This window comes from Paenibacillus sp. sgz302115 (assembly GCF_056120445.1).
In genome coordinates this window covers 605,779-631,082 of record NZ_JBVYOK010000001.1, presented here as the reverse complement: position 1 = coordinate 631,082, position 25,304 = coordinate 605,779, and the positions used below count along the sequence as shown (strand labels likewise).

Below are 25,304 nucleotides of genomic sequence, written 5' to 3'. Positions count from 1 at the left end.
AAAAGTACCCTGAATTTCGAAAGTACTTTATGAATTTCATTCAGCAGGTCTTCTCCATGGATTGTCAGAGAATTGGACTGGCCGGATGACTTTACATGGAACTCCGGCAGCGATAGAATTCGGTGGAATATCTTTAGTCACTACACTCCCAGCCCCGATTATGCTATTCTTCCCGATGGTTACGCCTTGAGTAATCTTAACGTCACCGCCAAGCCATACGTTATCTTCCAGAATGATTGGCGCCGAATACACCCCTTTTTCTGCACGTTCAAAAGGATCTTCCGCATGATTGGCACCATACAGTCCTGCTCTCGGACCAATATAAACATCGTTGCCAATTTTCACTTCGTTACAATCGAGAATAATCATGTCATGATTGATATAAACATCATTGCCGATGGAAATATTAAAGCCGAACTCACACCGGAAATTAGACTCGATGTACACGTTCTCCCCCACTTCTGCAAACAACTCTTTTAAAATCGACATGTCGTACTCATCATCGGTATTGACTTTATGATTGTACTTCCTGCAGCTCGAAATCGCATGAGCTCTAAGTGCAGACACATCTTTTCCGGCATCATCATACATGTTACCCGAATTAATCATCTTCTTTATCTCTTCGATATTCATAAGCCCTCCTGGTCCTAGTGTATTTCTACACTTGAAGTGAACAATCCATCCATGCGAAACACGGATCTATCATTTTATGTTGTACAAGATAAAATTATATCACTGCTGCTTTCACTTCTTGTAATCCAAATTAATCTCCCGGATCTTTTCCAGCGCCACCTTCGGTTTTCGGTCTTCGGTAAGCAGGCCGTTAACCTCATGCTGCACGTCCGTAATTTGCGTATAACAGTAGCCGGAAATAAACGGAATTGCCTTAATCGCTCTGGTTATGCTGCCGAATCGCTCCAGGAAAGCTTCCTCACTGTCCACCTGATTGCCGTAACCCCAGCCATGCTCGCTCCGGAAAGCAATCCCTCCATACTCGCTGATGATAATCGGCTGGCCTTTATAACTGTAGCCTTGGGCGAACGCAAATTTCCACTCGTTGTACGTACCGCGGCTACCCGTAATCGAGTCTTTATCCTTGTAGGTTTCGTACAGATCTTCGCCCCGTTCTACATAATCATGAAGAGTCAAAATATCGGAAATGGTGTGCTCCCATCCATCATTGGTGATGACTGGACGATACGGATCAATGGATTTGGTCAAATAATAAATACCTTCCGTAAATTTCTGCTGCCGCTCGTCATGGATAATATTCTGAATGCCCCAGGATTCATTAAAAGGCACCCAGGTAATAATGCAGGGATGATTGTACTGCTGCTGCACAACCTCAATCCATTCCTTGGTAAAATGTTCCACAGCTTCATCGTTATATTCATAAGCAGCCGCCATTTCGGACCAGACCAGCATACCTTTGACATCACACCAGTATAGGAACCGGGCGTCTTCAATCTTCATATGCTTGCGCAAACCGTTGTAGCCCATCTCGAATATCGCCTCGATATCTTCTATCAGCGCTTCTTCGGACGGAGGCGTCAGGTGAGTTTCGGGCCAGTAGCCCTGATCCAGAATCAATCTTTGGTAAAGGGGAATATTGTTCAGCAGGATTTGGCCGTCTCTGATCGAGATTTTGCGCATACCGAAATAAGAGCCCACCCGGTCGAGCTCTCTGTCTCCTTTATACAGCACAAACTCCACATCAAACAGGTTTGGATTGCCCGGAGACCACAGGTTTTGTAGCCAAGGCCCGTTGATACTGCTCATCATGCCGGTTTCGAGCGTCAGCCAGGCTCTATCCACCGAAAGGCTAAGCTTCCTTACCGTTTCGCCCTTAAATGTAATTTCTGTTTCCAGCCGGAGATCATTTTTGTTGTTCGCACCGTTAAAGCGGAAGTCAAACCGGATCATTTGACGGTCGATATCCGGCGTCATTTTCACCATATCCAAGCGCGTTTCATGGACATGTTCGAGCCAGACGCTTTTCCATATGCCTGTCGTCTGCACATAAAACGAATCATGATTCCTTCCGGCCCAGCGCTGCTTGCCCCTAGGCTGAAGACAGCTATCGCTGTCTTCCACTTTCAGCACAATTTCATTTTCGGCGTTTTGCTTAAGCAGGTAGGTAATATCAAAGGAAAACCGGGCATACGCCCCTTCATGCTCCCCCGCAAAACTACCGTTTACATAGCAGGAGGCTTTGTAATCCACACCTTCGAAATGCAGGATCGTTCGTTTCCCTTCTGCCTCTGGAGAAAGTGCCAGCTTTCTGCGATACCAGATCTGCGCATGGAATTTCTCCTCGCCGATCCCGCTCGCCCGGGTCTCATAGGTAAATGGAACATTTATTTTTTGTACGGCCGGAAAATGATCCATCCAGCGTTCCGCAACACCGGCTTTTTCATCATCGAAACTGAAATCCCACTCCCCATTCAGATCCAGCCACTGGCTCCGTACAAATTGGGGTCTCGGATAGTTTTGCATATAAAATTTCGTAGCTGCTGTGGGCATCTTAGCACCAATCCTCTCTCTGATCACTGATATATCCTCTGTATTTCATATCACAGATTACTATCTTGTTTAGAGAAAGAAAATGATTTATTCTATCTAATGACTGATCTATTATCCTATTGAGGAGTGGAATTCACTGATACATCTGAAGCGATGCGGGTACAATGTGATTCATCCGGAAGGCTTTACGGTCGACCGCCCGGGCGGCTCTGGGGATTACGTTTTTTTATTCTTCCGGAGCCAAATGGAGCTTAGGATTCATTCGCAAACTGTGTTTGTTGAACCTAATACCTTTATTATTTTTAATAAAAACAGCCCATATTTCTACCGGGATGCCGAACAGCCTCTGGTCCATGACTGGTTCCATTTTGAAATGGAGGATGCGGATGCTTTTTTTGATCGGCTGAATCTCCCTTTAGATGCTTTAATCAAAGCATATGACCCCTTGTATATTTCCAGGAAAGTGAATGATATTCATTGGGAGAATCTGCAGACTGGAACATTTCAAAATGAGATCATTGATTATACCATTCGTTGCCTGTTCATGAAACTCAGCGATATTCGAAATCATCTGGAACCACACAATCAGATTAGTAAATATTATAATCAGTTCCTGAACCTGAGAAATGAAGTTTTTAGTTCTCCTTCTACCTGGTATACCGTCGAGTTCTTGGCGGACAAGATGAATATGAGCCGGTCTTATTTTCAAAATATATACAAACAAATCTTTGGCATATCGGTAATTAACGATATCATCCTTAACAGACTAGGGTATGCCTCCTATTTACTGAAGAACACAGCATATACGATCAGCCATATTTCTGGAATTTGCGGTTATGAGAACGATGTACATTTTATGCGGCAATTCAAAAAGTTCATAGGAATAACTCCAAGTGAATACAGAGGAAGGCAAAACACCTCCAAGGTTATCTCCATATCTAACGACATGGGCTCAACCTGTTGAAGGTGTTTTGATTTGTCTCACTATTTAACTACGATTTTGTCAAAGTTATTCTCTTGCACGTTTTTTGCGGCATCGTCAAGCTGCTGCTTGGAGTCTGTTCCTTTCTTGGAGAATGATTCTTGAACGACGGTAGACATAGCTGCATAAAAGTCCTGGGTACCAAACTGCGCTTCCGGCTTACCTTCCAGCAGGCCGAACAGCTGCGGATCGTATTTGTACACATTGTCATATTTATCGTATATAGCTTTGACCTTTGAGGCATATTCGGAATCTTCACTGAAGTATTCAAGCGGTGTAGGAACATAATATTTGCCTTCAGCTTTACGCGCCTGGATCGTGTCTTCTACGGATTTCAACGCATCATCGGTAAAATAATCGAATGTAATGTAACGGAACGCCATTTCCTGCTCATCCTTCGTGGCGTTCGGGTTAATGACGAGATAATTGCCGCCCAGAATCCCGTAATGCTTCCCTCCGGCCTCGGCAGCAGGCATCGGGTATGCGATTACATCTTCAGGCTTCATCCCGCCTTCATTCAGAGCTGGCTGGATCACATCGAACGCGCCGGCAATTACCATTGCCGTCCGGCCTTGCTGGAATGAGCTGACCGCGTCTCCCCAGCCAAGCGCCCAGTCCTGCGGAATTGCATCCGCTTCCCATTTCAGCTTCTTATAGAAATCAAGCGCCTTGACACCTGCGTCTGTATTGAATGCAGTTGTAACCTTGCCGTCATTGACAGTTTGAATCTCTCCGCCGGCTTCGAACAGGAAATTTGTCCAATTCCAGCCTGCTTCATTGCCTTTGGCCATTGGTGCGATCCCTGAGATTCCTTTCTTCGGATCCGCCGCTCCCTTGGCAGTGTTATACATATCTTCCCAAGTCCAATCAAGGGCCGGGATCTTAACATTCTTTGCTTCCAATAGCTTCTTATTCACAATTGTGGAGGTAATGTAGCCATTTTGGGTTATTCCATATACTTTACCGTCAACGATAAATTGATTTTGCAGAACTGGATTAATATCATTTTTGTACTGCCAGTTATTCCAAAATTCCGAAATATCAGCCACCCAGCCCCGTTCTATAAGCAATTGCGCCTCGGTTGCCCAGGTGTTGTAGAAAGTCGGCGCTTCATCGGAGGCCATTTTCACTCCAATCTCGTTAACGTTGTATTGCCAATCATCCTTAACGATAGTCACGTTTGGATATTTTGCCTGGAACCGGGCTATCTTATCATCTTCTTGTGCGCGAAGCGTGGTATCATCCGGTAACGGATAGTGGATTTTGATCGTTATTTTCTTCTGGGTAATGTCTTCCGTTGGTTCCCCGGTCTTTACGGCGTTACTGTTGTTCGAGTTGCTCTTGCCCGCTTCACTGGAGGTTTTGTCCTCATTGCTGTTATTGCCCCCGCAGCCTGCCAGCAGCGAACCGGCCAGCATCAGGCACGTTAATAGTGTTGTGAACTTGCGCATTGAAACTCCCCTTTTCCATTTGTGTTGTCGCTACAGCTTAATCTTAATGCCCCGTCACACTTAAGACGATGTGCATTCATATGGGGATCATGTGTGTCTTTACGATCTGAAATCGCTATCTCCCATTCCTCTATCCCTTGACCGCCGACAGGCTTACGCTGCGCATAATGAATCTCTGGAACACAAGAAACACGAAAATCGGCGGGATCATTACCATGAACAAAATCGAGAATTTAGTACTGCTGTCCAGGCTTCGCGCATTGATGACATACTTGTAGATCGCGGTTGCCAGCGTGTATTTATCCTCCGTATGCATGACGAGCGACGGCCAGAACCAATCGTTCCAGGCGGTGGAAAATATGAAGATCGAAAGCGTTGCGAAAATAGGCACGGACAGTGGAACCGCAATCCGCAGGTAGCTGGTCAGGTCCGAGGCGCCGTCGATCCGCGCTGCTTCGAAAATTTCCGGGTGGATGCCGTCGAAGAAATTTTTCAACAGCAGAAAGTAATAAGCATTTGCTCCGGCTGGAAGCCAGAATGCCCAGTATGAGTTCAGTAAGCCCAATTCTTTCAAATTCACAAAGTTCGGAATCATGTAGCTGGAGGCCGGAATGAACAACGTCATTAAAATGAAGAAGTAAATCGCCTTGCTGTAAGGAACCCGAATCCGCGAGATACTGAAGGAGGCTAGACCGAGTACCACAATCGTCATCAGAAGATTGCCTCCGAAAACGAACAGTGTGCTTTTGAGGAAAATCGGCAAATCAATATAATTCCAGCCTTTTCCGAAGTTCTCGAAATGCCATTCCGTCGGGAAAAAACGCGGCGGGAACGTGTTAACCTCCTGGTTCGATTTCAGCCCGTTAAACATCGTCATTGCGATTGGATACAGCATTGTGACTGCCATCACCGCAATGCACAACATCATGAAGCCATATACGATTTTATTACCCGGCTTCTGCAGGTCAGAAGAAGAAAGGATGCCTCTCTCTGCCATGTTAGTATTCCTCCCTGTTCAGCTTGAATTGGATAATGCCGAGTACACCCAGCACCAGAAACATGAGTACACCAAGCGCGGTTCCGGCACCATAATCAAGCTGGGTGAATGCGTATTTGACTGTAAGGAGTGCATAGGTCAGCGTAGCCTTGTTCGGCCCGCCGTCAAGCATGGCAAGTTGAGACTGGTATGACTGGGAAGTCCCGATCAACTGCAAAATTAACATCAGACCGATCAGATTCCGTATCGACGGGAGCGTAATGTGCCAGATTCTTTTCCATACACCCGCACCGTCGATTTCTGCCGCTTCGTACCAATCCCTTGGAATGCTCAGAACGCCTGCCAGATAGATCAGCATCGCTGAACCGAACTGCTGCCACGTTTCCATGAATACGAGTGAAACCATGGAGAACCTTCCATCCGAAATGAATGAGACTGGTTCGGCACCGAACCAGCCGAGCACCGCATTGATCGGTCCAACCGGGTCGTACATCCATCTCCACATGCCGTAGAGCACGACGCCCGGCACGACAAAAGGCAGATAGGCCGCGATTCGCGCGAACCCCTGGAACCATTTCAGTTCAGAAATCGCGATCGAAGCAGCAATCGGCACCCAGAAACCGATGACCAGTGTCAGCAGCATAAAGTATAATGTGTTTTTGACAGATACTAGCAGATCCGGGTTGTTAAACACCTTGATATAGTTGTCGAAGCCGACGAATGTGTTGCCTTTGACAAAATCAATATTGTAGAAGCTGTAAACCATTCCCTTGATGATAGGGACCCACAGGAAAACGATAAAGATTACGATGGCCGGCACGAGGAACATGTACCCCCAAAAGTATTTCCTCCATGGCGGCTTTCTCTCCGGTTCCTTTATCTTGCGTTTTTCTGGTTCCTTGACTATGCTTCCTGGTGAAATCACTGCTTCTTCCATGAGATTCCCTCATTCCTCTATAATGTCTAGCTTTTATTTTAGAAAAAGGAGGGAGAACCGAACATGTCTAAAACTATGTGAATGATAACCGATCTTCCGTTGTTGCGTTCCAAGGTTATTTTTTCAGGTCAGTGGGACTTACGCCAAAGTGCTTTTTAAAAATTTTGCTAAAATGCTCCGGCGATTCATATCCGACCCGCTCAGCGATTTCATAACGGCGCAGATCCGTATTCAGGATGAGCGCTTTGCTCTCCTCCATCCGCAGCTTGATTACGTATTCCCAAAGATTGAAGCCGGTGTTCTTCTTGAAAAGATAGCTCAAATAATTGGGGCTGACATGGTTTTTCTTCGCTACCTCATGAATGGTCAGACCTTTTTGATTGTAATTGGCCTCGATATATTGTTTGGCACTTTCGACGATCCGGTTGTTCTGCGTGGTTAGTTCTTCTGAGGAAGGGTCATGGGTATAGTTATGCCAATTGAAATCACCATAGTAAAAAACAGGACAATCCCCCAGGTCCCAGCCCCATTCAATCGCTTTATCCGCCTGCCGCTTCAACAAGCTAATGAACTCCGAACCTTTCAGGATTTGGCTAATACCGATGACGGACCCAATACCCAGATACTTCTGCACATGATGATGCAAACTGCGTCCGATCATTTCTAGCTGATTGATTTTGTTCACATCGAGCTCATCGTAGCCCGACTCACTCCACTGCAGAATTATACTAAGTTCATACTGGTCTGAATAACACGCCAATGCGTTCCATTCCGTATACAGCAGCTCCTTAGCCACGTTGAGCACGGCATAATGGAACAGCCTTATATCGCTTTCGGAATAGGCCGATGCACCGTTATTCGTCTCCCCGGAGCCTTTGTTGTCCAGCTTCAGCTTCATTTTCAGAACTGAAAAATAAGGTCCGAGAAGCCCCAATTCCCGCTCCAGTTTGCTATGCTTTTTTCCGTCCACATCGGCGGGGATATTATCCCGAAGCAGACCGATTAACCCTTCATTATGTTCCGCAACCGGATTTTCCATATGAAAATGCTCCGCATGCCGTGACAAATAGTCGTCGAAATTCTGTGTCGGCTTATCCATTTTTAGCAACGCATTGCGGACCGAATCCAGGAACTGCTCACTGTTCAGCGGTTTGATTAAATAATCTTTAGCTCCCAGCCTCAGTGCCATTTGGGCATAATGAAACGTTTCGTGCGCTGAGATGATGATCGTCTGCACCCAGGGCTTAATCAATTTGGCCTGCTGCATCAGCTCAATACCGTTCATCCCTCCCATCTGGATATCCGTCACAAGCAGATCAATGTCCTCCATCCGGATATAGTCCAGGGCCTCCTGCCCGCTATAGGCGGTGTAAATCCCTCCAATCCCGAGTCCTGAAGATGTTAGCAGCCCGGCCAAGCCTTGGCAGATGAGCGGCTCATCATCAACGATCAGAATATTGTACATAGTTAACTCCTCCTGGTTACCTAGTTCTGCATCTGGTTTGTTTGGGGAAAGTGAAGTGTTGTCCTCGTTCCCCCTCCTGGGCGTCTCTCAAAAGACAAACCGTAATTGTTGCCGAAATGAAGTCTAATTCGCTGATGAATATTTCGGATGCCGTAACCGAACGCAGGATCGGGTGTTTCCTCATCCAACAATCGGTTGATCAACTCGTAATCGACGGGTTTATAACCGTTGTCTTCGATATTGATGTAAATCTCATTTTCCTCAGTCCGGGCACGAATGAGAATTTCCCCGTCTTCGCCCATATGCTTCACGCCATGAATAATCGCATTTTCGACCAGAGGCTGCAGCGAAATTTTGGGAATCAGGGCCGGGAGCAGCCCGGCAGGGATCTCGATCGTGAATCTGAAACGGTAATCGTGCCGATGCTGCTGAAGCTTAATGTAGGCGGATACATGCTCCAGTTCTTCTTCCAGCATAATGAGCTCCCTTCCCCGGCTCAGACTAATTTTCATCAGCTTAGACAGCTCCTTGATCATTTCGGCAGAGGCGCTATTCCCCTCCATCGAACTTTTCCAGTAAATGCTCTCGAGTGTGTTGTACAGCAGATGCGGATTGATTTGCTGATATAGCAGCTGCAGCTGCGACTCCCTTTGCTTCAAGTCCATCTTATATTTGTAATGGATCAGATCGTTTAGACGATGAGCCATGTCGTAAATCGAAAATATCAGCACATTGATTTCGTCCATTTTGTTTCGCTGCGGCGGTTCGGGCACGACATTACCGGGTTCATACCGTCTTACGAAATACACGAGCTTCTGGATCGGCGTCATCAGAGAACGCCAGAAATACAGCATGAAGACCAGGCTGGCGGCAAAATAGACGATTGATATAAGCCAGATCAGCTTTTTGATTTCGTTCTGCTGCTGAAGCAGGGCTTGAAGCGGTACTTTGTAGACCAGCTTTTGCTGAAGCGCGGCATTATTATTGATGACATAAATATACTTACTCGTAATGACATCCTTGACGCTGACCCCGGAATCAATGGAGTTCGCTTCGGGAGGCAGTTCAAGCATCGTGCTGGGATCGGAAGTGCGCGCGGTTAATATCCGGTTATCCCAATCGGTAAAAAAGAGTTCACCATCCGGCAGTGAAACGGTTTGCAGTGCTTCGCCCACCCGGGCCTCCAGATTCGTTACGACCAGTACACCTATCGTTCCGTTTTGGTAAATACTGTTGATCGCCCGGATGTAGGCCAGTGTTTTCTGGTTACCCTGACCTTTGGTAGGCGGCGATAAATGCTCGACCAGTTGGAGATAGCCCTTCCCCTTCTTCGATACCGCTTCATCGAACCACTCCGGTTTTTCTTCGTCCGAGAAAAAGTACACACCTGATTTCTGCGGTCCCGGATAAAACGGTGCAAAAAAATAGGTGTTTTTCGGATCATAAACGTAAAGCGAGTAATACAGCGGCTCACGTTCGTCCGTCTCCTGTGAATACGTCGTCAGGAGATTCTCTAGTTTTTCGTAGTTTTTCACTCGCTCCAGCGCCGTCTCTCCGCTTGAAACCGGATTCAATTGCTGCAGCAGCGAATTTTGAAATACGGTGGACGTTACCTTGTTCACTGCTTCGATATCGCGGTTGATGAGCCGGAAGTTTTGTTTGCTCAGTTCGATATAAGCGTTCGTGACATTCCGCTTCAAAATTTTCCCTGCCTGATCATTGCCATAAAAGTTCAATACCAGCAGCGGGATGATGATTACGAGGAACAGCAAAATTAACTGCTGCTTCACGTTCATTTTATTGAGCGGATTGGCGGGTTTAGGTTTCAACGGTCTTGCCCCCTCATGCTTTAAGTGTAGCAAAAAAAACAAAACGGAAAGTATGTGTGTTTCTACGCACTTCATGGGCGCTTCTCCGGTTCCGGGGCAACCCGTCGCGTGAGACTTTTCGTCTTGGCATTTCTTCCCTAGTGTAATGGATTTCGTACCGGTTGCCAGCAAAAAAATACGGCTCGCCATGCGAAAAGGACCTCAGGGTAAACCCTAGGGTCCTTTTCATGGGCGTTCGAACAACGCCCGAATTACTTTCGCCACTATCCAGTGTTAAAATAATCAAACCAATTCATGCAGCCCGGCAATCACGCGATCCGCCTCGCCCAGGATGCCGGCGCTTCCGATGCCGACCACAAGACATCCGGCGGCTTTTCCTGCCCGGACCCCAGCAGCTGCGTCTTCGAACACGACGCATTGGGTAGGGTCAAGGCCGAGCGCCGCACTCGCCGTTATAAACACCTCAGGGTCAGGCTTCGCCATAGACACCTTCGTTCCGTCGATCACGGCATCGAACAGATCCGTGATGCCGAGCCGGTCTAGGATAAATAGCGCATTTTTACTGGCTGAGCCGAGTGCGATTTTGACACCTTGGACTCTAAGCGCCCGTAAATACTCCGCCGCTCTCGGTAAAATCTCCGAAGGTTCGAGCCGGGAGATATATTCGATATACTCCTGATTTTTAGTCTCCGCCAATTCATTTCGTTCTTCTTCGCCCATCTGCAAGCCGCCCACCTCAAGCAGAATATTCAGAGACTCCGCCCGGCTTACTCCCTTCAACCGCTCGTTGTCCGCCTCGGAAAATTCGAAACCCAAGCGTTTCGCCAGCGAGCGCCAGGCCAGATAATGGTATTTCGCCGTATCCACGATGACTCCATCCAAATCGAAGATAGCGCCTTTCATCGTTTCCAGCATGTGCATCTCTCCTTAATCTATAGTACAAACCGCACCATTTCTCCCGGCTGAACAAGGGCTGTGTCTCCTCCGGCCCGGAATTCCAGCGCCCGGCTGTTGTCTTCCATCGCCTTCACTAAGATTTCATCGGTGCTAACCCGGACCGTAAACCGCTGGCCCAGCAGCACTGGGCTGAACTCCAAAGAATGCCAGTTCTGAGGCAGTTCCGGTTCGAGACGCACCGTCCGCCCATCGAACCGGATACCGGCGAACCCGAGCACCGCCGCCATCCATGCTCCCCCGTTTGCCGCAGGATGAGTTCCTCCGATGTACAAATCGCCGACATATTGCTTGGAGTCGCCAGTAAGGTCGATCGTGGCTGTGCGGAGAAAGTAGGAATATGCCCAGTCCGGGGAGCCGATATCTGCAGCTACCAGAGCGTATATACAGGAACTTAGGCTCGACCCGTGCTCGGTCCGGGGCTCGTAAAACTCCCAGTTGGCACGTTTGGTTTCCCAATCATATTCATCCTCGAACAGATGAAGCATCAGCGCCACATCAGCCTGCTTCAGAATCTGCGTCGTTGTCGCCAATCCGTTTCCGCCGCCCAAGTACTCGTTTTTATTGAGAATTCTGGACTTTAACTCCGGCAGCGTAATATCTTCCAGGGTGAAATAGCGGTCGAACTGCTCGATCAGCCTGGTTGTCGGGTCCGGATGCGGAACATACAGACGTGCATACAAATCGGAGATATGCCCGGGCTTAATTGCGCCCCCCTCCATCAAAGCCTCGTATTGGTCAGGACTTTCTTCGCGCAAATAAGCAACCGCATCCAGGGCGTAGCGAAGCGTGCGTTTCACCATCGCATTCGTGAAGGCGTTGTTGTTGACCCGCTCGTGATACTCGTCCGGGCCGGTCACATCGAGAATCTCGTAGCGTTCCTTTCCCGGATTATAGTAAGCATAAGAGTAAAAGAAACGGGCACATTCCCATATCGTCTTCGCTCCGCCATCCCGCAGGATGCTGCCGTCTCCGGTAAAACGATAATACTGCCAAATCCCGCAGGCAACATCCGCGCTGATATGCACCTGTTTGTCGCGGAAATAGGTGCGCATCGGCCGTCCGGTAAACACGTCGTTCACGTTGAACAGCGTGCAGGCGTCATCGCCCGTCTCCTGGCTCTCCCAGGCGTAAAAGGCCCCTTCATACCCGTATTCCGCTGCCTTTCTCAGCGCGCCGCCCAGTGTATGAATTCTGTACATCATGATGTTGCGTGCTACCTCTGGCTGCGTATACAGGAAGAACGGCAGCATGAACATCTCGGTATCCCAGAATACCGCTCCTTTATATACCTGGCCGGACAAGCCCCGGGCCGGGATCGACAACCGCTCCGAATGCCCGGGTGCGACGATTAACAACTGATACAAGCTGTAATGCAGCGCCAGCTGTGCTTCCTCGTCGCCTTCAATTACCACATCGGTGCGGCTCCATTTCTCTTCCCATTTGCCTGAATGCTCACTCAGCAATGCCCCGTAGCCGAGTCCGGCCGCTTCACGGCATAGTCTTAGTGCAGCAATGCCCGGATCTCCCGCGTTATCCTGGCCGGTGAACACTGCCGCGTATTTGTACAACGTATACGTTTCCCCCGCGCGGCAGGAAATCCGGATTTCCCGGAAGATGGAATCTGTTCCAAGCCCGGAACTAGCAGTTACTTCAAACGGTAGTCCCGGAGCGCCTTCCCAGGTTTCGGCGACAGCCACCGGCACTTTAAGCTCATGAGTCGAGGCGGTCAGCAGCAGGCTGCCTTCCCGCTCCGAACCCTTAAATTGCTCCAGATGCGGGCCGTTAATATCCCATACCTCTCCGTCAATGCCAGTAAAGATAACAAGCTCTCCGTCTGCATCCGCCTCTACTGTCAGCCGGGCGGCAAGCAGGTTCAGCCGCTTCGCGCAGCAAAACCGCTCTGCCGTCAGCGAAACCCGCCGTTTCGTCGTTTCACTGTCTCCAACTACCTGAAACACCGTACGGCGGCGGTGAACTGCCCGGCGGATGTCGAGCTGCTGCTCATGCTCGAGTACTTCAGCACCCGCACCCTGCCCGGTTCCGGCGGAATGGACGCTCAGCGGCGTCCCGTCCCATTCGAGACGTGCAAACAACCCATTGGGTGCGTTCACCGGTTCGCGCCACCGATCCCCCACCCGGTCGTACAGACCGGCCAGCGTCACCGCCGGCAATTCCTCCCGGGTAGCTTCCTCCATCGTGCCCCGGTAACCCATGTACCCGTTCCCGATCATGAACTTATTGCCGCTCGCGGCGATCCGATCTTTGTTGAAGCCCCGTTCACTTATAATCCATTCCATTACGCCTTCACCCAACCTTTACTCGGGGAATAGTGATATTAACGGCTTCTGAGCCGACACGGCAGCTCTGCCCATACACAGTAATATCGACGGGCTCGCCCGATTCAGCCCGGAACAATACATATTCCTTGCAGACTTCCACGAATAGCTTCGTTCCGCGGAAAGTAATCGGAAAGCTGTATCGTTCCCAGCGGTCCGGGATATCAGGATTAAACGTGAGTTTCTCACCATCCGAGCGCATGCCGCCGAAGCCATAGACGATATTCATCCAGGCAGCGGCGATGGACGTCGTGTGCAGTCCCTCCCTGGTATTGCGGTTATAATTGTCCAAATCGAGTCGTGTAGCAAACTCGAAGAATTTGAACGCTTCCGCCGGCCGGCTGATCTCGGAAGCGATGATCGAATGGATCGACGGCGATAGAGAGGATTCGTGAATGCATCTCGGCTCGTAATAGTCATAATTTGTGCGCTTCACTTCCAGCGGGAATTGCCCGCTGTACAGGAACAAGAACATCAGCACATCTGGCTGCTTGATCATATCGTACCGGTACAACCGGTCGTAGGACCAATGTGAATACAGAGGGAAATCCTCTACCGGAATAGCATGGATGTCTAGATGCGGCATATCGAAAAAGCCGTCATGCTCCTCGTATATGCCGCTCTCCTTATCCTGCGGGATCTTCATCCGTTCTGCCTTGTTCGCCCAATCAGCCTGCTCTTCCGCGATCAATCCGAGCCGCTCCGCAAGCGCTTCGTAAGCGGCTTCTTCCTCTATGTGCATCTGGCCGATCACTTCGAGCGTGTATTCAAACAATTTTTTTGCCATCAGGTTGATGTAGCAATTGTTGTTGACCATCAGTTGGAATTCGTCCGGCCCCATGACACCGAAATAGCCGAATTCACCGGTCTTCTGGCCAAACTGCCCTCGCGAAGCATAGAAACGGCTGATTTGAATCAGCATTTCCAGCCCTTTTCCAAATAAAAACGCTCTGTCCCCGGTGATATTCACATAGTGACGTATCGCGTATGCGACAGCGGTTCCCACATGAAGCTGAAGATTCGAGTGCTGCCACAAGTCGCAGCTTTCTGTTCCGTCAATCGTAGCGATCGGATAGAACGCACCTTCACAGTCCAGCTCCTTCGCCCTCTGCAGCGCGTAGGGAAGCGATTTATAGCGGAACTCCAGAAGACTTCTCGCCGCTTTCGGATTGTTGAAAATGTAAAACGGCAGACAATACGACTCCGTGTCCCAAAATGCCAGGCCCCGGTAGGCTTCGCCGGTCAGCCCTTTCGCCCCAATATTGAAGCCGGAGTTATCTCCGTGGTAAGTCTGGTACAACTGAAAAATACAGAAGCGGATTCCCTGCTGATTCTCCAAGTCTCCTTCAATCTTAATGTCGGAAGCCTTCCACATATTGTTCCAATATTCCAGCTGTCGCGCAGCTGCTTCATCGTAATCGAGTATGAGACACTGCTCCGCCTGCTGAACTCCCTTCCCCCAAACGTCCTTGTGTTCGAGTGCGTGGTCCTTTTCGGCGTAATTCATGACCATCTTGTCCAGCGTCGTGCGCTTCCCTTGCTCCAGCTTGAGCAAGACGTCACAGCCGATAAAACGGTCGCTCTCTACAGACGAACTGTTGAGCTGCGCGTCTGTTTTTAACCGGAAGGCGGAGAACAAACGATTCTTCGTATTAACGGTTTGTGCCATTATTGCGGCCATGCCGCCGATTTCTTGCCGATTCAGTGTCTCCCAGTAACAGCGTCCCTGATCCTCATGAACAATGGAGAAGTCCAGCCCGGAACGAACCTGGACCATACTAGAGAAATTCAGCGGCTCGAACGTAATCCGTTGGCAGCCCAGATGGGAGACGGTCATACTCACAAACCGCTCGAACCGGATTTTCACGCTTTTTCCGTTATTCAAGTGCCATATAAGTTCCCGAGTATATACTCCGCTTTTGAAGTCCAGCTCGCGGCGGTAGTCACTGAACCGGCTTTCCGCCAAATCCAGGGTTTCCCCGTCAATCGTAATCCGTGTATACAGCCAATCCACCGCGTTGACCATGAAACGTAGCGATTTGATGATTCCTTTATAGTGGGCTTCAACTTTGCTCTCTTCAAATAGCCCGTTAAAGTAGCTTCCCAGCAGGCTGTCTCCGCCGTAACCTTCTTCCGGATAGCCCCTGACCCCCATATATTCGTTTCCCAGCGAAAAAATCGACTCGGAAACCCGGTTGCGGTCCGGGTCAAACCCTTCCTCTACGACTCTCCAGGGGTCTACCGTCAAGTATTTGTCCGCGATTTTCGGCATGCTAATGTTTCCTCTCCTTTACGCTTTTGCTCTGTACAATTACAGAATAGCCAAAAGCGAAAGGCGGCCAAATGTCCAACTCTCATGAGCTTGTGTGTTATCTTACGGAGTTTCGGTTCGTGGTTGGTTTGCTGTGTCGTTCCCTCGAAATCTTAGTTCTGCACATGAATCCGATAGAAACAAACCTATTTATGTAAACCCAACCTATTTTACAATTAATAGGAAACTACTTTGCCTGATCTGAAGATGAAGGGAGGCACATGTGTTAACTTGATACCGTTTACATTTTCGTTATGAGCATAAGATGCGATTTATCGAAGGGACTTTAATCTGAAGGGAGAGTTGAATTCGTGAATAACCAAAAACGATTTATCGCCTGGGTGTGCATTGTAACTTTAATCGCAGGAACGCTTCTGGCATCTGTTGGCTTTCCTGCCTCCTCTCATGCAGCAGGACGGCCTAATCTGGCGGCAGGGGCATCCGTATCCGCGTCCGGACATGCCGATGTTTATGTTGCCTCCAATGTCACGGACGGGAATTCCGGTACGTATTGGGAAAGTGTCAACCATGTCTTCCCTCAATGGGTACAGGTTGATCTCGGCAGCACGGCCTCCGTTGATCAGGTTGTCCTGAAGCTACCGGCCCAATGGGAGAGCCGTACGCAAACCCTTTCCGTGCAGGGAAGCACGGACGGAAGCAGCTTCTCGAATCTTAAAGCTTCAACCGGATACACATTTGATCCGAATACCGGAAACACGGTAACGATTGACTTCACTGCAAGCATTGTCCGTTATGTACGTATCCATGTAACTGCGAATACGGGCTGGCAGGCAGCGCAATTATCCGAGATTGAGGTCTACGGTACGATTCCTCAAGTTGAGCCCTCGCCGATCCCCGGGAAAATTGAAGCTGAAAGCTATACTACAATGAGCGGTATCCAGACCGAACCGACTGCAGATACCGGTGGCGGTCTTAATGTAGGATGGATAGATGCCGGCGACTGGCTGGACTATAGTGTAAATGTACAGAGCGCCGGAACTTATAATGTAGAATACCGGGTAGCTGGAAATACCGCCGCCGGCGGGATTCAGCTTCAATCGGGCGGAGCAACGCTGGCTGCTACAGAAGTACCGGATACCGGAGGATGGCAAAATTGGCAGACCGTCTCAGCCATTGTTACGCTTAAGGCCGGGCCGCAAACCATCCGCGTCTTGGCGAGCGGAACGGGTTTCAATCTGAACTGGCTCCAATTCACCCCAAGTTCCACTTCAGATAACGAGGCTCCTACGCCGCCCTCAGGCTTAGCTTTTACGCAGCCGGATTCAGGTACGATTCTCCTCGCTTGGAACGCCTCGACCGACAATGTGGGCGTTAGCGGATATGACATTTACGCCAACAACCAGCTTCGAGGCAGCGTTAACGGCTCCACCCTCACGTATAAGGACACACAGCCCGCGAACATAACGGTGACCTATTACGTGGTTGCCAAGGACAGTGCCGGAAATGGTTCCGCACCAAGCAATTCCGTAACACGCAGCGGCTCAGGCACAACTGAGTCAAACCTCGCAATCGGCAAGCAGATCACTGCCTCATCTTCTACATTTTCTTTTGTAGCCTCAAATGCAAACGACAACAACGTAAACACCTATTGGGAAGGCAGCGGACATCCAAGCACCCTCACCATAGACCTTGGTGCCAATGCCAACGTTACTTCGGCAGTACTCAAGCTAAATCCTGACAGCGCATGGGCAACGCGCACCCAGACGATCCAGGTGCTGGGCCACAATCAGAATTCCACGACCTTCACGAGCCTGGTCCCGGCAGCCTCGTATACATTTGATCCAGCTTCTCACAATACCGTGACCATTCCTGTCAACGCAAGCTTGAGTAAACTTCAGCTTCGGATTACGGCGAACTCAGGAGCGCCGGGAGGACAAGTCGCCGAATTCCAAATTTTCGGTACGCCTGCACCTAACCCGGATTTGACGGTTACGGATATCTCCTGGTTACCTGCTTCTCCAGATGAGAGCCAAGCCGTAACACTAAAGGCAACCGTTCAGAATATTGGCGCTGTAGCCTCACCCGCTACAAGTGTAAACTTCTATCTTGGTACTGCGCTGGCTGGTACGGCTAATGTCGCCGCACTTGAGCCAAACGCTTCGGCGAATGTCTCCGCGGTCATTGGTGCAAAGGATGCCGGCTCTTACACCGTCATCGCTAAGGTGGACGAGGATGGTAAGGTCTTTGAAACAAACAAAGCGAATAACAGTCTTACTTCAACTTCACATTTAGTCATAGGACAAGTGCAAAGCTCCGATCTCATCGCTGCCACTTCCTGGACACCGGGCAACCCGAGCACCGGCAACACAGTCTCCTTTACCGTCAATCTCAAAAATCAGGGAACGATCGCTTCCGCGAGTGGATCTCATGGAATCAAGGTGGTGCTGAAGAACCCTGCAGGCGATATTGTCAAGACCCTCACCGGTTCCTATAACGGTTCTCTGACCCCAGGAGAATCGGTTAACGTCACCATAGGGACATGGACAGCCGTCAACGGAAGCTACACCGTAACGACCACAGTTGAAGCTGATGCTAATGAAGTAGCGCTCAAGCAGTCCAACAACAACAGCGTGTCCAGGCTGTATTCCGGCCGCGGCGCCAACATGCCGTTTACGATCCTGGAGGCAGAATCCTCGGCAAACAGCACCAATGGGTCAAAGCTCACCCCGAATTTTACACCGGGCGATTTTGCCGGAGAAGCCTCAGGCCGTTCGGCGGTCTACCTGGATAAGACGGGCGAATATGTGGAATTCACACTGCCCTCACCAGCGAACGCATTCGTTCTGCGCAATGCTGTTGCCGAGAATAGCACGGGAACAGTTAGTATTTATGCGGACGGCGCGGATAAAGGCAATTTTACCGTGACTTCCAAGTTCTCTTATGTATACGCAACACCTTCAACGCTCGGACGGCTTGGATACGATAATTCAGGATCCAAGGCTTACTGGCTGTATGAAGATGCCCAGCTCATGTTGGACAAAGTCTATCCGGCCGGGACCAAAATCAAGATTCAGAAAGATGACGGAGATATTCCTTGGATCTACGTGGACATGATTGAGACAGAGAATGTTGCTCCGCCCGCCTCGAATCCGGATCCGGGCAAATATGTGCAGGTGTCCGGCACCAAGTCCATCGAGCAAGCCTTAAGTGAATTCCGGCAGGACCCGTCCAAGAAAGGGATCTTCATTCCCGCTGGGGAGTGGACGATTTCATCCAAAATCTACTTGTACGGCCGGGCGACAGAGATCATCGGTGCTGGTCCATGGCACACCAAGCTGGTAGCTCCAAAAGATCAGACGAATACAGATGTCGGATTCAACATCAGTTCGGCCGCTAACGGTTCTACCATCAAGAATTTGTCTGCTTGGGGTAACTATGTCTACCGTCAGGACGGTCCGGGCAAGTTCATTGACGGCAACGGGATGCAAAACGTCACCATCGACAACATTTGGGCTGAACACTTCATCTGCCTGTATTGGGGGGTGAATTCCTCCTACAATACGTTCACAAACAACCGGATTAAGAACGTTTTTGCCGACGGCATCAACATGACCAATGGTTCTTCCTATAATATCATCAATAACAACTATGCCCGCGGGACCGGCGACGATTCGTTTGCCCTGTTCAGCGCGATTGATTCAGGCGGCTCCTACAATCTAGGCAATAAATACACTAACCTCACCGCCACCAATGTCAGACGTGCAGCCGCTTTTGCCATCTATGGAGGAGAGAATAATCTATTCCAGAATCTGTACGGCGCTGATACGCTAACTTATCCAGGCGTAACCATTAGCAGCTTAAGCTTTGGATATAACACATTAGGCTTCGGTAACCAGGATACGATCATCGACGGGGTGACCCTGGACCGTACAGGTGGTGATTTCTGGACCAGTGTGGGAGCGGATGATAAGATCAACGATTATCAGAACTATGCAGCCATCTGGTTCTTCGGCGGAGACCGCGATTTCAAAAATATCCTTGTCAAAAACGTCGATATCAATAACCCGGTCTACTTCGGACTGATGTTCCAATCGAAATCTCCGGAAAATCTGCCGATGCAGAACGTTAGGTTGGAGAACATTACGATCAATAACCCGACCCGCTACGGCATCAAGCTGGTAGCAAAAGCTGAGGATGGGCAAGGTCCTGCCGTCGGCGCAGCAAGCTTCACTAACGTGAAAGTGAATAATCCGGGTGTAACCGCGATCTACGGCGAAACCAAAAACCCCGGGTTCAACGTCATTCGGATATCAGGTAATAACTGGTAAAATAGATACGATATACTCCCCTCCATGTAGACAGGTTAAAAATAAACCAGCTACTTGGAGGGGAGTATTTTTGTCGAATTCACCTTAAGAATTTCTTTAGAAATATCCTACGATGTTCTTCAGGATTTGTTTTTATGATGAATTTTAGTGGATTGGGGGGTCATCTATAATAAATGAATATCTATGTGAAAATTTTAATCTATCTCGGCAGCAGCTTATTAATTGCATTCTTCTTGACATTAATTCTCTCTTATTGTTTGGCTTATTTTCTTGTTGGTTTATCACAGTTTGTTGATGATTCTACTACCAGATTTTTCGCAGATGATGTTTGTAATGTTCTTCCCCACCCTCTCCCCTCTGCACACTCTTCAGGTTTTCTTAAGATTTTCTTTAGAAATACTCTCATCAATTCCTTAGTTTTTCTCGTTACGATACCTCTATCGACAAGAGGAGCTGAAAATAATGACCGGTAATACAGTGTTAGACTTTATCCATCAATATGGTTATCTATTCTTTTTTCTCGCCTTTTCCTTGGGGCCATTTGGAGTCCCGATCCCCAATGAAATAACCATCCTTACTGGTGCCATACTAAGCCGCTCAGGCGTTATTAATCACTGGACTGCTTATATCTGTATTCTGGCAGGTTTTCTAACGGCGATCACGGTTGCCTATTTTGCAGGAAAGTTATTCGGTCACGGATTTAAGAAAAAGCTGTTGAACAATAAACACTATCTACAAGCCGAATCCATCTTAAGAAAAAGAGGCAATGCAGCGATGTGTATCGGGATGTTCATCCCGGTTGTACGTTATTTTATGCCTTTGCTGATTGGACTGAGCGGTATTCATTATAAAAAATTTGCTCTTATTGCGTACTCAAGCGCCTTGCTCTGGACGATAACTTTTTTTGCTTTAGGAACTTTTTTTGGAGATCCTATTTTATCATTGCTGCATGCTTGAGTTTTGAGGCCGAAACCAACCTGAAATTAGAAAGGATACGACAGAAAATGAATACAATCTTAGTTGTAGACGACGATCCGGATATTCGAGATGTGATCCATGTATATTTGCGTAATGAAGGATACCGTGTAATTGAGGCAGCCGATGGCGGGGAAGCGCTGAACATCATCCAATCAAGTCCCGTCCACCTCGTTATTTTGGATGTCATGATGCAACGCATGGATGGGATCACTGCCTGTATGAAAATAAGAGAAATTTCAAATACTCCAATCATCATGCTTTCGGCCAAAGAAGAGGATATTGATAAAATTATCGGTTTGACTACTGGAGCGGATGATTACATGGTCAAGCCGTTTAACCCTTTGGAATTGATCGCTCGTGTAAAAGCTCAATTCCGCCGGCAATCATTAATTGGAAAAGAAGAATTCAAATCGCTGATCCTGATCAAAGACCTGGTGATCGATAAAAATAAGCATTCCGTTAAACTGAAAGGAAATGAGATTTCGTTGACCCCTTTGGAGTTCGCGATTCTGCTGCTGTTAGCGAGCCGGCCTGGTCAAGTTTTTAGCTCAGAGCAAATCTACGAAAGCGTGTGGAAAGAGCCTTACGGGTATTCTGACAATACCGTTATGGTTCATATTCGCAATCTCCGGGAGAAATTAGAGGAAACTCCAAGGGAACCTCAATACATTAAAACAGTATGGGGAGTTGGCTATAAAATTGACTAAGCGTGCTCGAAAGCTACACCACAAAAAGCGAATTCAAGTCAATATTCTAATTCGGATGATCATCAGCCTGGTAATTTCAATTAACATAAACAATGTTTTCATTTTAACTTCACTTAAACTTGGTAATGCTATGGAATCTGATTGGTATCTTCGTTTTTTCCCTTATCTGAATACACCTTTGTTTATCGTTAGTTTCATCAGTATCTTTTTATTCTTGACCCACAAAATTGTACAGGACTTGATCAAGCTTGAGCAGGGGCTTGAAATTATCGCTGAAGGAAATTTGGGTTATCGCGTAACTGTCGACCGTCAAGACGAACTTGGAAATGTTGCCATGAACATTAACAGAATGGCGGAGCGTTTAGAAGAACAAATCGCGAAGGAACGCAAAATCGAACAATCTAGGATGGAAATGATTACAGGCCTCTCACATGACTTGCGCACTCCTCTTACAAGTATCATCGGCTATATCCAGCTTCTCAAAACTGAATCTTTCCAAGATAAAGACGAATATTCACGTTTTGTTCAGAACACGTACAACAAGGCTGTACATTTGAGAAAGCTGCTTGACGATTTGTTTGAATACACCCGGCTAACCTCTGTCGACGATACCCAATTGAATCGGAAGAAAATTGATTTATTCCAGCTTTTAGAGCAATTGCTGTTTGAATTTGAACCGCTTGCTCAAGAAAACGGCATTCAAATTGCAAAAGAGATTGGAGCCTCTCCAATAAGCACTTTTGTGGACAGCGAAAAAATTGCCAGAGCGATCGACAACCTTTTGATGAACGCCTTAAAATATTCCTTCAAGCCCGGAGTGATTCACGTTCGATTGATACAGCATAGTACACATATAACTATTGAGGTTCAAAATAAAGGCACACCACTTACGGAAGATCAAGTAAATAAGCTGTTTGACCGGTTTTATAAGGTCGATTTTTCAAGGAGCAGTGAAGGCATTCAGGTCGGATCCGGTCTCGGTCTTTCTATTGCGAGGAATATCGCGGAGCTGCATCAAGGCAGCCTGACGCTTCATCATACCGGTGACGTTTTTTCGTTTCAAATGACGTTGCCACTATACACTTCTAACCATTGAATTTAGTCATTAAGGTTGACGAGCGAGGATTAAGAAAATATACAAAACAAGGCAAAAAACTTCATCAAGCTTTTATGCTCAATGAAGTTTTTTTGCCTTATATAATTACGTCTTAATTAATTATAGTTATATTTCAAACTCTTCCGTTGAAACTGAAAGACCGCCGTTCTGCAAACCATTGTTATTGGCTACAGCAAGAACGTACACTCTATATTTAACCCCTTTAACAATTAATTCACCGTTAACATCCCTTCTCGAGGCTACAACTGCAGGATTCGTTCCATTAGGAGTTATCGACGTAAAATACGAGGATTTAACCGCAATTGCTTCCGCAGAACCAAAACCTTGCTTGGATGGAACTACCAGGATCCGGTATTCCGAAATATTGGACTCGTTAGCGGATGGGTTGAATCTGACTAGTATTTTTCCATCATTCACACTATACGTTACATTGGTGACCGATCTCACCGGAAGCTTAGTAGATAAAGTAATTACATTCGACTCTGAAGACAACACATTGGTGCCGGAATACTTCCCGCTTCCAACGGTTAAGACATATATTTTGTAGCTGATGCCACTCTTAATCATTGTACCGTTTACGTCCCGCGCGGACGATTTCAAGACTTGACTGGTGCTGCTTCCTGAAGTGCCTACCGCCGTATAATTGGAGCTGGAGACATTATTCGCCTGGGATAAGCTGAAGCTGCTGTAACTGGAAGTAGGGACCACCATGATACGATACTGGTTAATGTATGTCTCATCTGTGGCATGGTTAAAGGATACTTTTAAATCACGCCCATCTTCGTAATCACTCACATCACTTACATCCAGGTTCGAAATAGGTGACAATCTGTAGTCTAGAGTTAACGTAATTAATGGTGCGTCAGCCGAAAGAATATTGGTGCCCAAATTTTTCCCGCTTCCAACCGCTAACACGTACACTCTGTAAGGTGTTCCATTCTTAATGAAATCACCACGCACGTCTCTTGCTGACGAGGCTAACACTTGACTGGTGCTAGATCCTGTTGTGCTCACCGTTGTGTAATAAGAGCTGTAGACATTATTCGCCTCAGATAGACTAAAGTTGTTGTAATAAACTGTAGGCACAATTAGAATTCGGTACTGGCTAATATACGTTTCATCTGTAGCGTGGTTAAAGGATACTTTTATATCCCGGCCATCTCCAAAGTCACTAACGTCGCTTACACTTAAATTAGAGATATTTACCGAGGACAGCGTAATCGCAGATGAAGCAGCAGACAACAAATTATTGGCTGCATTGCTTGCACTATCTACCCCCATAACAAACACACGGTAACTAACTCCAGTCTTAATCAGAGCCCCATCCACGTCCCTGGCTCCAGATGACAATATTTGGGCGATATTGGATCCCGTTTTGTTGACCTGCGTATAATTTGAACTGATAACAGCATTGGCTGCCCCTAGACTGAATGAGGAATAATTAGAAGCTTTGACCACAAAAATCCGGTAAGAGCTTATCCTGGACTCATCCGATACTTTATTGAAACTTACAAATAAATCACGGCCATCACTATAATCACTCACATCATTTACTTGTACGTTGCTTGGCGCAACTACTACAGTATTATTGTTCAGGGTTATCGCCGCCGAACTAATCGAAAGAGCACTGGTGTTGTTGCCTTTACCCACTGCCAGGATATAAGCTACATAGGTTTGATTGCTTCTAATGAGTTCACCATCCACATCCCTTGAATTAGCTGTCAGTCTAATCGTAGGGTTAGTGCCTGTAACTAATACCGTGGAGTAATTGGAGGACGTTACCTTTTCTGCAGAAGATAGGCCAAAGGAACTCCAAGCTTTTACAATCATTACCCGGTAATGATCCACCAGTGATTCATTAGAGGATTGGATGAAGCTGATCTGAAGATCCCGGCCGTCACCATAATCACTCACATCCTTTACCTGCACATTCGATGACGGATTTACAATCCCGCTTGCGCCGTCTGAAGTTGTTATGGTCACCACTTTTGTAACCGGGTTCCACCCCACCTTATGCCCCAGTGCCTCACTGATGAATCGTGTAGGAACCATCGTTCTCCCTTTCAAATTTTGACCAGGCACATCTAAAGTTACGGTTGTATTGTTAATCGTGGCTATCTTTGAGCCAATCTTTAACATAATCGTTGTATCATCTTTAGTGGCAGTTACCGTCTGGGATTTCTGATTCCACTTGATGGTGGCATTAAAGGCTTCAAAAATTGCCCGTAACGGTACCATCGTCCGTCCATTCACCATCACCGGTGCCCGATCTGTAGACAATTTAACTCCGTCAATAACAATGCTGATGGGCGAATTAGCAGCGTTCACTGAAGATTGAAGCATCATCGGCAAAGCTAATAAGCCCACTAAAATAGAAATACATAACTTCTTCACAGATTCACCCTCCTGGAATGACGATTACATT

16 protein-coding genes are annotated in these 25,304 nt (G+C 47.7%); 5 read left to right on the top strand and 11 right to left on the bottom strand.

Going from position 1 to position 25,304, the window contains the following annotated elements; genetic code table 11:
* Positions 1-36: 36 nt before the first annotated feature.
* Together AC0LWN_RS02810 and AC0LWN_RS02805 are read right to left on the bottom strand one after the other, a co-directional pair.
* On the bottom strand, positions 37-633 hold the full coding sequence (locus tag AC0LWN_RS02810) for a sugar O-acetyltransferase (protein WP_474663110.1): 597 nt from the start codon (positions 631-633) through the stop codon (positions 37-39).
* Positions 634-744: 111 nt separating this feature from the next.
* The gene (locus tag AC0LWN_RS02805) at positions 745-2,523 is read right to left on the bottom strand and encodes a glycoside hydrolase family 2 protein (protein WP_474663109.1); all 1,779 of its coding nucleotides are present in this window, start codon (positions 2,521-2,523) and stop codon (positions 745-747) included.
* Positions 2,524-2,794: 271 nt separating this feature from the next.
* Here AC0LWN_RS02805 and AC0LWN_RS02800 point away from each other — a divergent pair, with 271 nt between their 5' ends.
* Complete coding sequence (locus AC0LWN_RS02800; protein WP_474663108.1) at positions 2,795-3,487, top strand: helix-turn-helix domain-containing protein; 693 nt, start codon at positions 2,795-2,797, stop codon at positions 3,485-3,487.
* Positions 3,488-3,507: 20 nt separating this feature from the next.
* On the opposite strand, the gene AC0LWN_RS02795 is transcribed toward AC0LWN_RS02800, so the two are convergent.
* The 8 genes from AC0LWN_RS02795 to AC0LWN_RS02760 form a co-directional block, all read right to left on the bottom strand.
* Positions 3,508-4,956 carry an ABC transporter substrate-binding protein gene (locus AC0LWN_RS02795; protein WP_474663107.1) on the bottom strand — a complete coding sequence of 483 codons (1,449 nt, stop codon included), beginning with the start codon at positions 4,954-4,956 and terminating at the stop codon, positions 3,508-3,510.
* 130 nt (positions 4,957-5,086) lie between these two features.
* The gene (locus tag AC0LWN_RS02790; RefSeq protein ID WP_474663106.1) at positions 5,087-5,953 is read right to left on the bottom strand and encodes a carbohydrate ABC transporter permease; all 867 of its coding nucleotides are present in this window, start codon (positions 5,951-5,953) and stop codon (positions 5,087-5,089) included.
* Between the two features lies 1 nt (position 5,954).
* Entirely contained in the window at positions 5,955-6,782 is an 828-nt protein-coding gene (locus tag AC0LWN_RS02785) for a carbohydrate ABC transporter permease (RefSeq protein ID WP_474663571.1), read from the bottom strand.
* Positions 6,783-7,005: 223 nt separating this feature from the next.
* The gene (locus tag AC0LWN_RS02780; RefSeq protein ID WP_474663105.1) at positions 7,006-8,355 is read right to left on the bottom strand and encodes a response regulator transcription factor; all 1,350 of its coding nucleotides are present in this window, start codon (positions 8,353-8,355) and stop codon (positions 7,006-7,008) included.
* 20 nt (positions 8,356-8,375) lie between these two features.
* Entirely contained in the window at positions 8,376-10,184 is a 1,809-nt protein-coding gene (locus AC0LWN_RS02775) for a sensor histidine kinase (RefSeq protein ID WP_474663104.1), read from the bottom strand.
* 282 nt (positions 10,185-10,466) lie between these two features.
* Entirely contained in the window at positions 10,467-11,099 is a 633-nt protein-coding gene (pgmB, locus tag AC0LWN_RS02770) for a beta-phosphoglucomutase (protein WP_474663103.1), read from the bottom strand.
* Between the two features lie 17 nt (positions 11,100-11,116).
* The gene (locus AC0LWN_RS02765) at positions 11,117-13,438 is read right to left on the bottom strand and encodes a glycoside hydrolase family 65 protein (RefSeq protein WP_474663102.1); all 2,322 of its coding nucleotides are present in this window, start codon (positions 13,436-13,438) and stop codon (positions 11,117-11,119) included.
* A gap of 7 nt (positions 13,439-13,445) precedes the next feature.
* Positions 13,446-15,749, bottom strand: coding sequence for a glycoside hydrolase family 65 protein (locus AC0LWN_RS02760; RefSeq protein ID WP_474663101.1), 2,304 nt, complete (start codon positions 15,747-15,749; stop codon positions 13,446-13,448).
* A gap of 350 nt (positions 15,750-16,099) precedes the next feature.
* Between AC0LWN_RS02760 and AC0LWN_RS02755 the strand changes: the two genes are divergently transcribed.
* The 4 genes from AC0LWN_RS02755 to AC0LWN_RS02740 all read left to right on the top strand — a co-directional run bounded on the left by AC0LWN_RS02755 (position 16,100) and on the right by AC0LWN_RS02740 (position 22,858).
* The gene (locus AC0LWN_RS02755; protein ID WP_474663100.1) at positions 16,100-20,077 is read left to right on the top strand and encodes a carbohydrate-binding protein; all 3,978 of its coding nucleotides are present in this window, start codon (positions 16,100-16,102) and stop codon (positions 20,075-20,077) included.
* 462 nt (positions 20,078-20,539) lie between these two features.
* Positions 20,540-21,034 (top strand): DedA family protein, encoded by a 495-nt coding sequence (locus AC0LWN_RS02750; protein WP_474663099.1) that lies wholly within the window; start codon positions 20,540-20,542, stop codon positions 21,032-21,034.
* Between the two features lie 47 nt (positions 21,035-21,081).
* Positions 21,082-21,762: a response regulator gene (locus AC0LWN_RS02745; RefSeq protein WP_474663098.1), complete on the top strand. Its 681-nt coding sequence runs from the start codon at positions 21,082-21,084 to the stop codon at positions 21,760-21,762.
* Positions 21,755-22,858: a sensor histidine kinase gene (locus AC0LWN_RS02740; RefSeq protein ID WP_474663097.1), complete on the top strand. Its 1,104-nt coding sequence runs from the start codon at positions 21,755-21,757 to the stop codon at positions 22,856-22,858. The genes AC0LWN_RS02745 and AC0LWN_RS02740 overlap by 8 nt, the downstream gene beginning before the upstream one ends.
* A 126-nt stretch (positions 22,859-22,984) precedes the next feature.
* Here the strand turns inward: AC0LWN_RS02740 and AC0LWN_RS02735 are convergent, their stop codons facing one another.
* The gene (locus AC0LWN_RS02735; RefSeq protein ID WP_474663096.1) at positions 22,985-25,273 is read right to left on the bottom strand and encodes a copper amine oxidase N-terminal domain-containing protein; all 2,289 of its coding nucleotides are present in this window, start codon (positions 25,271-25,273) and stop codon (positions 22,985-22,987) included.
* Between the last annotated feature and the right edge of the window lie 31 nt (positions 25,274-25,304).